This window comes from Streptomyces sp. NPDC002309, assembly GCF_053593375.1.
In genome coordinates, this window is sequence record NZ_JBSFCI010000080.1 from 1 (window position 1) to 12,177 (window position 12,177).

The 12,177-nt window shown below is 71.8% G+C and carries 10 protein-coding genes; 8 read left to right on the forward strand and 2 right to left on the reverse strand.

The window, feature by feature from the left end; all coding sequences use genetic code 11:
• The 6 genes from treS to ACWCPM_RS33995 form a co-directional block, all read left to right on the forward strand.
• Positions 1-1,212, forward strand: a 1,212-nt coding sequence (gene treS / locus ACWCPM_RS33970) for a maltose alpha-D-glucosyltransferase (protein ID WP_450980125.1), incomplete at its 5' end; no start/stop codon positions are given.
• Between the two features lie 28 nt (positions 1,213-1,240).
• Positions 1,241-2,623: a maltokinase N-terminal cap-like domain-containing protein gene (locus tag ACWCPM_RS33975; protein WP_450980126.1), complete on the forward strand. Its 1,383-nt coding sequence runs from the start codon at positions 1,241-1,243 to the stop codon at positions 2,621-2,623.
• A 5-nt stretch (positions 2,624-2,628) separates the two neighbouring features.
• Positions 2,629-4,866: a 1,4-alpha-glucan branching enzyme gene (gene glgB, locus ACWCPM_RS33980; RefSeq protein ID WP_450980127.1), complete on the forward strand. Its 2,238-nt coding sequence runs from the start codon at positions 2,629-2,631 to the stop codon at positions 4,864-4,866.
• Between the two features lie 96 nt (positions 4,867-4,962).
• Positions 4,963-6,069: a glutamate--cysteine ligase 2 gene (locus tag ACWCPM_RS33985; protein WP_450980128.1), complete on the forward strand. Its 1,107-nt coding sequence runs from the start codon at positions 4,963-4,965 to the stop codon at positions 6,067-6,069.
• 291 nt (positions 6,070-6,360) lie between these two features.
• On the forward strand, positions 6,361-8,262 hold the full coding sequence (locus ACWCPM_RS33990; RefSeq protein ID WP_450980129.1) for an AMP-dependent synthetase/ligase: 1,902 nt from the start codon (positions 6,361-6,363) through the stop codon (positions 8,260-8,262).
• Positions 8,263-8,682: 420 nt separating this feature from the next.
• Positions 8,683-9,117 carry an ATP-binding protein gene (locus ACWCPM_RS33995; RefSeq protein ID WP_450980130.1) on the forward strand — a complete coding sequence of 145 codons (435 nt, stop codon included), beginning with the start codon at positions 8,683-8,685 and terminating at the stop codon, positions 9,115-9,117.
• Positions 9,118-9,150: 33 nt separating this feature from the next.
• On the opposite strand, the gene ACWCPM_RS34000 is transcribed toward ACWCPM_RS33995, so the two are convergent.
• Together ACWCPM_RS34000 and ACWCPM_RS34005 are read right to left on the reverse strand one after the other, a co-directional pair.
• Positions 9,151-9,609, reverse strand: coding sequence for an ATP-binding protein (locus ACWCPM_RS34000; protein ID WP_450980131.1), 459 nt, complete (start codon positions 9,607-9,609; stop codon positions 9,151-9,153).
• A 47-nt stretch (positions 9,610-9,656) separates the two neighbouring features.
• Positions 9,657-10,028, reverse strand: a complete 372-nt coding sequence (locus tag ACWCPM_RS34005) for a PRC-barrel domain containing protein (RefSeq protein WP_450980132.1) — start codon at positions 10,026-10,028, stop codon at positions 9,657-9,659.
• Between the two features lie 171 nt (positions 10,029-10,199).
• Between ACWCPM_RS34005 and ACWCPM_RS34010 the strand changes: the two genes are divergently transcribed.
• Positions 10,200-10,586, forward strand: coding sequence for an STAS domain-containing protein (locus ACWCPM_RS34010; RefSeq protein ID WP_450980133.1), 387 nt, complete (start codon positions 10,200-10,202; stop codon positions 10,584-10,586).
• A gap of 165 nt (positions 10,587-10,751) precedes the next feature.
• Positions 10,752-12,128, forward strand: a complete 1,377-nt coding sequence (locus tag ACWCPM_RS34015; RefSeq protein ID WP_450980134.1) for an NAD(P)/FAD-dependent oxidoreductase — start codon at positions 10,752-10,754, stop codon at positions 12,126-12,128.
• The last annotated feature ends 49 nt before the right edge of the window (positions 12,129-12,177 follow it).

The following is a 12,177-nucleotide window of genomic DNA, read 5'->3' on the forward strand; positions in this document are numbered from 1 at the left end:
TTCGACCCGGTCCGCAAGCAGTACTTCTTCCACCGCTTCTTCTCCCACCAGCCCGACCTCAACTACGAGAACCCGGCCGTCCAGGAGGAGATCCTGGCCGCCCTGCGGTTCTGGCTGGACCTCGGCATCGACGGGTACCGGCTGGACGCCGTGCCCTACCTCTACGCCGAGGAGGGCACCAACTGCGAGAACCTTCCCGCGACGCACCACTTCCTCCGGCGTGTCCGCCGCGACATCGACACCCACTACCCGGACACGGTGCTGCTGGCCGAGGCGAACCAGTGGCCGGAGGACGTCGTCGACTACTTCGGCGACTTCGCCTCCGGCGGCGACGAGTGCCACATGGCGTTCCACTTCCCGGTCATGCCGCGCATCTTCATGGCGGTACGCAGGGAGTCGCGCCACCCGGTCTCCGAGATCCTCGCCAAGACCCCGGCGATCCCGTCCAGTTGTCAGTGGGGCATCTTCCTGCGCAACCACGACGAGCTCACGCTCGAGATGGTCACCGACGAAGAGCGCGACTACATGTACGCGGAGTACGCCAAGGACCCGCGGATGCGGGCCAACATCGGTATCCGCCGCCGACTCGCCCCCCTGCTCGACAACGACCGGCACACGATCGAACTGTTCACCGCCCTGCTCCTGTCCCTCCCCGGCAGCCCGATCCTGTACTACGGCGACGAGATCGGCATGGGCGACAACATCTGGCTCGGCGACCGGGACGCGGTGCGCACCCCGATGCAGTGGACGCCCGACCGCAACGCCGGCTTCTCCACCTGCGACCCCGGACGGCTCAGCCTCCCCACGATCATGGACCCGGTCCACGGCTACCAGGTCACCAATGTCGAGGCCTCCATGGCGTCGCCCTCGTCGCTGCTGCACTGGACCCGCCGCATGATCGAGATCCGCAAGCAGAACCCCGCCTTCGGACTCGGCTCCTACACCGAACTCCCGTCGTCGAACCCCGCGGTGCTGGCCTTCCTGCGCGAGTACGAGGACGACCTGGTGCTGTGCGTCAGCAACTTCGCCCGCTTCGCCCAGCCGACCGAGCTGGACCTGCGCGAGTTCGCAGGCCGGCATCCCGTCGAGCTGTTCGGCGGCGTGCGCTTCCCCGCCATCGGTGAACTGCCGTACCTGCTGACCCTCGGGGGCCACGGCTTCTACTGGTTCCGGCTCGTCCGGGTCCCGTCCCGTATCGGCCGACGACCGTGAGCGTGCGCCGACGAAAGGAGGCGGCACCATGACGAAGACCGCATCCCTCCTGCCGAGCGACAGCGGCCTCGCCGCGTCCATGGCGTCGCTCGACGGGCTCCTGCGCGACTGGCTGCCGCGGCAGCGCTGGTTCGCCGGCAAGGACCGGCCCGTCACGGACCTGCGCCTGCTGTCGATGACCGAACTGTTCCCGGGCTGTCTGCATCTGCTGGTGCACACCGGTCACGCGGGTGGCCACGGCGGTCCGGCCGGGGTGTCCTCCCCCGGCGGCACCCCGCCGCCCGGGGACTGCTACCAGCTGTTCCTCGGCGTCCGGCGGACCCCCTCACCACGCCTGGGCCGGGCCCTGATCGGCCGGGCGCAGCAGGGACCGCTGGCCGGGATGACGGTCTACGACGCCCTTCAGGACCTCCGTTCGGCCCAACTGCTGCTGGAACGTCTGCGGCATCCGGGCAGCGCCGGCCCACTGCGCTTCGAGGCGGACCTCGCCCAGCCGATCCCGGCCGGTCTGGTGCCGCGCGTGCTGGACGCGGAGCAGTCCAACTCGTCAGTGGTGTACGGCGACGAGTTCATCCTGAAGGTCTTCCGGCGTATCCAGCCCGGCGTCAACCCGGATCTGGAGGTGCCGGGCGCGCTGGCCGGACAGGGCTGCGAGCGGGTGCCCGCGCCCGTGGCCTGGTTCTGCACGACCCAGCCTCAGGAAGCCACGCTGGGGGTGCTCCAGCCCTTCCTGCGCGACGCCTCCGACGGCTGGACGCTCGCCCTGCACGCGCTCGCCACCGGCGACGACTTCACGGCCGAGGCGCATGAACTGGGGCAGGCCACGGCCGAGGTGCATCTGGCGCTGGCCGTCGCCTTCGCCGCCGGCGGACGGTCCGAGAACGGGCGGACGGCGGCGGCGATGACCGAACGCCTCGACGCCGCCGCGGACAGCGTTCCGGCGCTGCGCTCGTTCGCGCCGGGACTGCGGACGGCGTTCAGCGCGCTGCTGACATGCGACGCCGGGCCACCCGCTCAGCGCATCCACGGCGATCTGCATCTGGGGCAGGTGCTGCGGGCGGGACGCGAGTGGTTCGTGATCGATTTCGAGGGCGAGCCGTCCCGTCCCCTCGCCGAACGGCGCAGTGACCAGTCCCCCGTGCGGGACATCGCCGGGATGCTGCGCTCCTTCGACTACGCGGCCCGGCAGCGCCGGCCCTGGCGTCCCCAGTGGGCGCGCCGCTGCCGGGAAGCCTACTGTGCCGGGTATGCGGCCCGGGCCGGCTGGGATCCCCGTAAGAAGCACGGCCTGTTGCGTGCCTACGAGACGGACCGGGCGGTGTACGAGGTGCTCTACGAGGCCAGACACCGTCCGGACTGGCTCCCCGTACCGATGGCGGCGATCGAACGACTCGCCGTGAGAGGAGACTGAACGCCGTGGCGCTGCGCGACATCTCATCCCCGGAGGACTCCGGCCCGCTCCCGACGGTGCGGACGCCCGGTGAGTGCGCTCCCGGGCTGGATCCGGCCGACCGGGGGCGCCTGCTCGCGGGCGCCCATCACGACCCGCACGCCCTGCTCGGCGCGCATCCCGTGCCCGGCGGCGTCGCCGTGCGCGCGCTGCGGCCGTTCGCCCGCGCGGTGAGCGTGCTGGCCGACGGGGAGCGCGTCGCGCTCGCCTCGGAGGGAGAGGGCCTGTTCTCGGCCGTGCTCCCGTGGCGGACGGTCCCGGACTACACCCTGCTGGTGGCGTACGAGGAGGGGGAGCACGAGGGCCACGACCCCTACCGCTTCCTGCCCGCGCTGGGCGAGCTCGACCTGCATCTGATCAGGGAGGGCCGGCACGAGCAGTTGTGGCAGGCGCTGGGAGCCGAGCCGATGACCCACCAGGGCGTGGCCGGCACCCGGTTCACCGTCTGGGCGCCGAACGCGCGCGGGGTGCGGGTCGCCGGGGACTTCTGCCACTGGGACGGGACGGCGTTCCCGATGCGCTCGCTGGGCGCCAGCGGGGTGTGGGAACTGTTCCTGCCGGGCATCGGCGAGGGCGCCCGGTACAAGTTCGAGATCACCTCCCAGTACGGCCACCGGTTCCTCAAGGCCGACCCGATGGCGCGCCGCACCGAGGTGCCGCCGGACACGGCGTCGATCGTGACCGCGTCGCACTACGAGTGGAGCGACCAGGACTGGATGGCGCACCGCGGGGACACACCGGTGCACCAGGCGCCGTTCTCGGTCTACGAGGTCCACCTCGCCTCCTGGCGCCCGGGCCTGAACTACCGCCGGCTCGCCGAGGAGCTCCCGCGCTACGTCAAGGACCTCGGTTTCACGCATGTGGAGCTGATGCCGGTCGCGGAGCACCCCTTCGGCGGCTCCTGGGGCTATCAGGTCACCGGCTTCTACGCGCCCACCTCCCGCCTCGGCACCCCGGACGACTTCCGGTACTTCGTCGACGCCTGCCACCGGGCCGGCCTGGGCGTGATCATGGACTGGGTGCCCGCGCACTTCCCGAAGGACGACTGGGCGCTGGCCCGGTTCGACGGGGACCCGCTGTACGAGCCCGGAAACGCGGAGCGGGCCGAGCACCCGGACTGGGGAACGTACGAGTTCGACTTCGGCCGGACCGAGGTGCGCAACTTCCTCGTCGCCAACGCGACGTACTGGTGCGAGGAGTTCCACATCGACGGGCTGCGCGTGGACGCCGTCGCCTCCATGCTCTACCTCGACTACTCGCGCGACTCCGGCCAGTGGACGCCGAACGTCCACGGCGGCCGCGAGGACCTGGACGCGGTGGCGTTCCTCCAGGAGATGAACGCCACCGTCTACCGGCGCAACCCCGGTGTCGTGACGATCGCCGAGGAGTCCACCGCGTGGGGCGGGGTGACCCGGCCGACCGACAGCGGCGGCCTGGGCTTCGGGCTGAAGTGGAACATGGGCTGGATGCACGACTCCCTCGAGTACATGAGCAAGGAGCCGGTCCACCGCAAGTACCACCACCACGAGATGACCTTCTCGATGATCTACGCCTACAGCGAGAACTACGTGCTGCCCATCTCGCACGACGAGGTCGTCCACGGCAAGCGGGCGCTGGTCAGCAAGATGCCCGGCGACTGGTGGCAGCGCCGAGCCGGCCACCGCGCCTACCTCGGCTTCATGTGGGCCCACCCCGGCAAGCAACTGCTCTTCATGGGCCAGGAGTTCGCGCAGGGCGGCGAGTGGTCGGTCGAGCACGGCCCGGAGTGGTGGCTGCTCGACCCCGGCCACTGCGCCGCGGGCGATCACCGGGGGGTCCAGGACCTGGTCCGCGATCTCAACGCCCGCTACCTGGACACGCCGGCGCTCTGGCAGCGCGACACCGACCCGGGCGGCTTCGAGTGGGTGGAGTGCGACGCGGCCGACGACAACGTCTTCGCCTTCCTGCGCTACGACGAGCAGGGCGACCCCCTGTTGGCGATCTCCCACTTCTCCCCGGCCGTCCGTCACGACTACCGGATCGGCGTCCCCGGCGACATCCCCGCCTGGCAGGAGGTCCTCAACACCGACGCGGCGCGGTACGGCGGCGGCGACGTCACCCGTCCCGACCCGGTCAAGGCGGAGGCGCAGGAATCGCACGGCCGTCCCGCGAGCATCCGGCTGACCCTGCCGCCCCTGGCCACGGTCTGGCTGCGCCCGGCCTGACGGCGGGCCGCGGGTGTCCGCGCGGCCCCGCGCGGGCATTCGGAGACGTACGGCGGGTCCCCGCCGTCCCGGTCGGTCGTCGAAGGGCCATATGACGTGCGCACCGTGGGAGTGGAGGAGGAACTCCTCCTGGTGGACCCGGAGAGCGGGGAACCGCGGGCGCGGTCGGCCGCCGTGCTGGCGCGCGCCGCGCACGACCGTGTCGAGGGCTTCGCCTTCGAGAAGGAACTCCATGAGCAGATGCTGGAGTTCAACACGCATCCGCAGACGCGCATGGCGGAGCTGAGGGCGGAGATCGTCCGCGGTCGCCGGGAGGCGGCGCGCAACGCCGGGGACATCGGCTGCTCGGTGGCCGCGCTGGGCACATCGCCGCTGCCGGTCAAGCCCGCGGTCGGCGCGCACCACCGCTACCAGTGGATGGCGGAGCAGTTCGGGATCGCCACGCAGGAACAGCTCGTCCTCGGCTGCCATGTCCATGTGTCCGTGGAATCCGACGAGGAGGGCGTCGCGGTCGTCGACCGGGTACGGCCGTGGCTCTCGGTGCCGGCGGCGCTCAGCGCCAACTCGCCCTTCTGGCAGGGCAGGGACACCGGTTACAGCAGCTACCGCAGCAGGGTGTGGCAGCGCTGGCCGTCGGCCGGGCCCACCGAGCTGTTCGGCTCGGCGAAGGGCTATCACCGGCGGGTCGCGGACATGATGGCCACCGGGGCGCTCCTGGACGAGGGGATGCTCTATTTCGACGTCCGGCTGTCCCGGAAGTACCCCACGGTCGAGATCCGGGTCGCGGACGTCTGCCTGCACGCGGACACGGCCGTCCTGGTCGCGACCCTCGCCCGCGGGCTGGTCGAGACGGCCGCGCGCGAGTGGCGGGCGGGCCGGGCCCCGGCCGAGCACAGCGTGAGCGTGCTGCGCCTCGCCGCCTGGCAGGCCGCCCGCTCCGGGCTGGCCGGGGAGCTGCTGCATCCGGAGGCGATGCGGCCCGCGCCCGCCGAGACGGTGGTGCGGGCGCTGCTGGAGCACGTGGGCGAGGCACTCGCGGACAGCGGGGACCTGGACCGGGCGGAGGAGTCCTGCGCCGAGCTGCTGCGGCGGGGCAACGGGGCGCGGGTGCAGCGCGAGTTGCTGAGGCGCCGGGGCAGCCTGCGGGACGTCGTCCTGGAGTGCGCGCGGCACACCCAGGGGGACGCCGCGGGCCCGGAGTGACGCCGGTCGCCGACGCGTGTTGCGGGACAGGTCGCCCGGCTCGCCTTCCGCGTCGGCGGAGCGCCCACACGGCACGTCATCACCCCGTGCCGGCCCCGTGCAACGGCCCGGTCAGGCGCGGGATCGGTGCGGCCCGTGCCGTACGAGTGCCCCGGAGCCGTCGAGATCATCAAGACGGAAGAACAGTTCCGGGATCCCGGCACCAAACGGTCCGACCTGGGCTACATTCGACCACCGTCGATAACAGTTCTCGTCGGCGAGGTCACAGCCCGTACACGTCAGGAGCAGCGCATGCGCGACTTCGCTCTCGCTCCCCGCACCGTCCCGCCCCTGACCGGCGGACTCGCCGACAGCATCTTCGAGACGGCGGCGGCCGACCCGACCCTGCCGTTGATCGCGCGCCGCCGCGGCCCCTCGGCCGAGTGGGAGGAAGTCACGGCGATCGAGCTGCGCGACGAGGTCGTCGACATCGCCAAGGGGCTGGTCGCGTCCGGCATCTCGCCGGGGCACCGTGTGGCGATCATGGCTCGCACCCGGTACGAGTGGACCGTTCTGAGCCATGCCGTCTGGGCGGTGGGCGCGGAGGTGGTGCCGATCTACCCGACGGCCTCGCGCGAACAGGTCGAGTGGATCCTGCGGGACGCGAACTGCGTGGCCGTGGTCGTCGAGGACGAGCAGGGCGTCATGACCATCGGCCCCGCCTGCGCACGGCTGCCACGCCTGCGGCACGTATGGCAGTTGGACGCCGGCGCCATGGCGGACCTGACGGCCCGCGGCGAGGTCCTGCCGGCGCTCACGATCGACTCGCTGCGCCGTATCGTGCTGCCGGACTCCACCGCGGTGATCGCCTACACCTCGGGCACCTCGGGCCGCCCCCTGGGCTGCGCGCTGAGCCACCGGGGGCTCGCGAGTCCGTGCGACACCCTGCTCGCGGGGTGGGGCCACACGGGGGCGCCGCCCGGCGAGCAGCCCCGGGTGCTCGCCTTCCTGCCCTTCTCCCATGCGTACGGCCTGATGATCCAGGGCATGTGCATCCGGGGCGGGCTCCTGATGGCACACGAGCCGGACGCCGGGGCGGAGTCTCTGGCGTCGGCGCTGCAGTCCTTCCGCCCGACGTACTTCTACGCGGTGCCGTCCGTCTACGAGAAGATCTACAAGATGTTCCTGCGCGCGTCCCATGAGGCGGGGCGCGGTGCCCTGTTCGAGCGCGCCGCGGAGACCGCGCGGGCCTTCGCGGCGGCCACCGAGCGGCAGCGGCTCGGCCGGGGGGCGGGGCCCGGGCTCGAACTGCGGATGCAGCACGCCCTGTACGAGCGGACGGTGTACCGCAGGCTGCGGGCCACGCTGGGCGGCCGGGTCTGCCGGGGCTCCTCGGGCGGCTCGTCGCTCCAGCGCGAACTGACGCTGTTCTTCGAGGGCATCGGCATCTACGTCCACGACGGCTACGGCCTCACCGAGACCAGTGGCGGCGTCACCATGCAGCCGCTGGGCGGGGAGAAGTCGGGGACGGTCGGCAAGCCGCTGCCGGGAGTGGAGATCCACCTCGCCGAGGACGGCGAGATCCTGGTGCGCGGACCGTCGGTGTTCCAGGGCTACCTCAACGAGGAGGGGGCGACACGGGCCGCGCTGTGGGCCGGCTGGCTGGCCACCGGGGACCTGGGACGGCTGGACTCCGAGGGCTATCTGACGATCACCGGCCGCAAGAAGGACGTGATCGTCACCAGCAGCGGCAAGAGTGTCGCCCCGACGGCGCTGGAGCAGCGGCTGCGGATGCATCCGCTCATCCACCATGCTGTCGTCGTGGGCGACGACCGGCCCTGCGTGGGTGCGCTGATCACCCTGGATCCCGACTTCCTGCCCCACTGGCGGCGGTCGTTGACCCTGCAGGGCGACACATCGGTCCGGGAGGCACGTGAGGAGAACGCGCTGCGCGAGGAGGTCGGACGGGCGGTCGCCGCGGCCAACAGCGCGGTCTCCCCGCCGGAGTCGATCAGGGTCTTCCGGGTGCTGCCGGAACCGTTCGCCGTGTCGAACGGGTTCCTCACGCCGTCGATGAAGCTGCGCCGGGACGCGATCGTGAGGCACTACGCCGCGGAGATCGACGCCATGTACCAGGCACGCTCGCGCCAGTCCCGGTTCGCGACGCCGGAGGAGCCGGCCGGCTGGGACGACTCGGACAGCGTGTTCCGGTGAGCCTGCCTCCGGAGCCCCGGGTGAATCCGCCGTCGGGGGCAGCGGGGGCGGGTGGCACGCACACCGAGGACAGGTGATGCCGCCCGTTCCGCGGCCCCCGAGCGCCCGCCGTCTCGCCCCGCTGTCCGGCGAGTTGGACCATCGGCCCGGCCACCGTCCGCCCACGGCCAGGCCTCTTCGCGGGAGCCCTTCCCCGGCGCGGACACCTCCCTTGCCCCCCGCCGGACGCCTTCCCACCGCGGGAGGCGAACCGGCGCTGTCCGCCGGCCAGGGGCCCGCACACGGCGGATCGGGTGCTCCCGGGCGGTGGGACGCGTAGGCCCCACGCGTACGGGAACCCGCACAGTGCGATGTGAGAGACAACAGTGCGATGTGAGAGACACGAGTGCAGCCTTGCGACCGAAAGGCTGGAAAGGCGACATGTCAACCGAGCCGCGTTGGTACGCAGCACTGGCCGGCCAGGGAATCCCCAGCCGGGCGGCCGGCTTCCCGGGTGAGCCGCGGGACGTGACCGGGGCGCGTCTGGCCGCGGAGGGCTTCCTCCGTGATCTGGCCCGCTCCTCGCCACCCGCCACCTCGGAGTCCTGGCACGACATCCTGCTGGTCGTCACGGAGCTGGCCGCGAACGCCGTGCAGTACGCTCCGGGGCCCTTCGACCTGCGGATCAGGCGTACCTACGACGGGGTGCACATCACCCTGCACGACACCAGCCGCACGGCCCCGGCCCCCCGGCCCTTCCATCCGGACACCGGCGGTGGCGGCATCGGATGGCATCTGATCCAGACGTTGTGCGACCAGGTCAGCGTGGTCAGCGACGAGCGGGGCAAGGACATCCACGTGTTCCTGCCCTGGTGAACCAGGGGCTCCGGGTCCCCGGGGCGAACGGGTCTACGCCGCCCTCAGGGGCACCAGCACACCGATGGTCTTGCCACCCCCCGGACGGAGCTGGACGGCGATGTCCCGGGCCAGGCGGATGATCAGTGGCCAGCCGTAGCCGCTGCCGTGGTGCCCGCTCGGCAGATCCCCCGAGCCGAAGGCCGCGTCCGGGACGGCGGCGCTGTGGTCGTGGACGGCGAGACGCACGCCCTCCTCGGTGGGCACCGCCTCGAAGCCGGCCAGCCCGCCACCGTGCCGGATGGCGTTGCCGACCAGCTCCGAGACGACCAGCCGCAGATCGATCAGGTCCCGCTCATGTGCCGTGCGGGAGGCCGAGTTCCACTGGTCGAGGACCACCGACAGGGCATACGCCCGTGCCTCGGCGGCGCTGCGCACCCGGGCCCCGGCAGATGCGCCGCCGGGCGTACCGCGGCCGGCGCGGGCGGCGACTGCGGCGTCGGTCTTGTCCATGCGGTGTCGTCTTCCCCGGGCTCTGCGCCCGCTGCGGGGGCCTTCGGTCAGGTCGTGGTCGGTTCGCGCGGCGGCAGGTTGCCGTAGTAGTCACCCACGGTCGTCAGGTACCGCGGGTCCAGGGTCTCGCTGTCGGTGCGGAAGCGCGGGGCCTCCTTGACCTCCGCCCGGGTGCAGGACAGCGATATCAGACGGCGGCCGGTGTCGATGCCCGTCACCAGGCCCACCGGAACCAGCACACTCCTGCCGAACACCCAGACGCCCGTGTCGACCACCAGATGCCGCATGCCGTGCGGGTCCGCCAGCCGGTCCACGTGCCCGAGCGTGCCGTCGGCGGCGTCGACGGTGAACCCCGTGAGGTCCCGCTCCGCGACATGGCCGGTGTCCGCCGCGTACGACCAGATTCTGTGGATGGTCACGCCGATGACTCCTCCTCCTTCGCACCTGTGCTCCACTGCTCCCCCTACCCCCGGTCCCCGAGGGCATTCGGCGGTCCGCGGACCGCATGAGTAGCCGGCAGGGGGGTACGCGCGCCTGGCGTCGATCGACATGGCGACCAGCCCCGGCCGTCAGCCTTGTTGGAGGTACTCGTGACAATTGCCCAGAGCCCGCTGTCCGTCGAGGTCACTCTCCCGCGGGAGGATGTCGCCCTGGTCCGGGTCGAAGGCCATCTGGACGTCGACACCGCGATGCAGTTCCAGCATCACCTGGCGAACCAGTTGCATCACGGCCGGCACCACTTCGTCCTGGACGTGTCCGAGGTGCCGTTCATGGACTCGTCGGGCATGAACATCGTCCTGCGTGTCCACCAGGAGACCCGCGCCACCGGCGGCAGCGTGCACATCCTCTCCCCCACACCTCCCGTACGCCGGGTCCTGGACCTCACCGGGGTCAGCATCACCGTGCCGGTGTCCGGGAGCTTCGAGGAGGCGCTGGCGCTGATCGACGGGCAGACGCCCTCGGAGCGGCATGTCTGAGACCGGGGGCGGGACGCGTACGCCCGAGGTGATCCGACCGTTCGTCTGCCTGCCGCGCCCGGCTGGCGCGGTGGCCCCGGGCACGGTGGGATCGATGAGGGGCGACATCGCGGTCCCGGGGCACGCGCACGGCGTCGAGGCGGACCGCCCGGAACCGCTGAAGGGATGGACATCGTGACACGACCCAGGATCCTGGTGGTGGGCGCGGGCTTCGCGGGGGTGGACTGCGTGCGGCGCCTGGAGCGCCGTCTCGCCCCCGAGGAGGCCTCGGTCACCCTGGTGACGCCGTTCGCCTATCAGCTCTATCTGCCGCTGCTCCCCCAGGTCGCCTCCGGCGTGCTCACGCCCCAGTCGATCGCGGTGTCCCTGCGCCGCAGCAGCAAGTACCGCACCCGCATCATCCCGGGCGGGGCGATCGGCGTGGACCTCAAGGCCAAGGTCTGCGTCATCCGCACGATCACCGACGAGATCGTCAACGAGCACTACGACTACGTCGTGCTGGCTCCGGGCAGCGTCACGCGCACGTTCCACATCCCGGGTCTCGTCGACAACGCCTTCGGGATGAAGACGCTGGCGGAGGCCGCGTACATCCGCGACCACGTCATCTCGCAGCTGGACCTCGCCGACGCCAGCCATGATCCGGCCGAGCGCACCTCACGGCTGCAGTTCGTGGTCGTGGGAGGCGGTTACGCGGGCACCGAGACGGCGGCCTGTCTGCAGCTGCTGACGACCAACGCGGTCAAGCGCTACCCCCGCCTCGACCCACGGCTGATCCGATGGCACCTGATCGACATCGCGCCCCGGCTGATGCCCGAGCTGGGCGAGAAGCTGGGCCGCAGCGCGCAGGAGGTGCTGCGGCGGCGCGGGGTCGAGATCTCGCTCGGGGTGTCCGTCGCGAAGGCGGGCCCGCACGAGGTGACCTTCACCGACGGCCGGGTGGTGCCCACCCGCACACTGATCTGGACCGCGGGTGTCGTCGCGAGCCCGCTCATCGCGACGCTGGGCGCGGAGACGGTGCGGGGGCGGCTCGCGGTCACCAGCGCGATGAACCTGCCGGGTCACGACGGCGTGTTCGCGCTGGGCGACGCCGCCGCGGTGCCCGACGAGGCCAAGGGCGAAGAGGGGGCGGTCTGCCCTCCGACGGCGCAGCACGCGATGCGGCAGGGCAGGAAGGTCGCCGACAACGTGATCGCGACGCTGCGGAACCAGCCGATGCGGCCCTACGTCCACAAGGACCTCGGCCTGGTCGTCGATCTCGGCGGCCGTGACGCGGTCTCCAAGCCTCTCGGCATCGAGTTGCGCGGCCTGCCGGCCCAGGCCGTCGCCCGCGGCTACCACTGGTCGGCGCTGCGCACCAACGTCGCCAAGACCCGCGTCATGACCAACTGGCTGCTCAACGCGGTCGCCGGCGACGACTTCGTCCGGACCGGTCTCCAGGCCCGCCGCGCGGCGAAGCTGAAGGACTTCGAGTACACGAACTCCTACCTGACGCCGGAGCAGATCCAGGCGCAGGTGGAGAAGTCGGCACCGCCCCGGAACTGAGGCACGGCCGGGCCCGCACCCGGACGCCGAGGGGCGTCCGGGTGCGGGC

Coding starts and splice junctions, on each gene's coding strand:
- ACWCPM_RS34000 (WP_450980131.1), bottom strand. CDS start 9,609: ATGGACAAGACCGACGCCGCAGTCGCCGCCCGCGCCGGCCGCGGTACG.
- ACWCPM_RS34015 (WP_450980134.1), top strand. CDS start 10,752: ATGGACATCGTGACACGACCCAGGATCCTGGTGGTGGGCGCGGGCTTC.
- ACWCPM_RS33975 (WP_450980126.1), top strand. CDS start 1,241: ATGACGAAGACCGCATCCCTCCTGCCGAGCGACAGCGGCCTCGCCGCG.
- ACWCPM_RS33995 (WP_450980130.1), top strand. CDS start 8,683: ATGTCAACCGAGCCGCGTTGGTACGCAGCACTGGCCGGCCAGGGAATC.
- ACWCPM_RS33990 (WP_450980129.1), top strand. CDS start 6,361: ATGCGCGACTTCGCTCTCGCTCCCCGCACCGTCCCGCCCCTGACCGGC.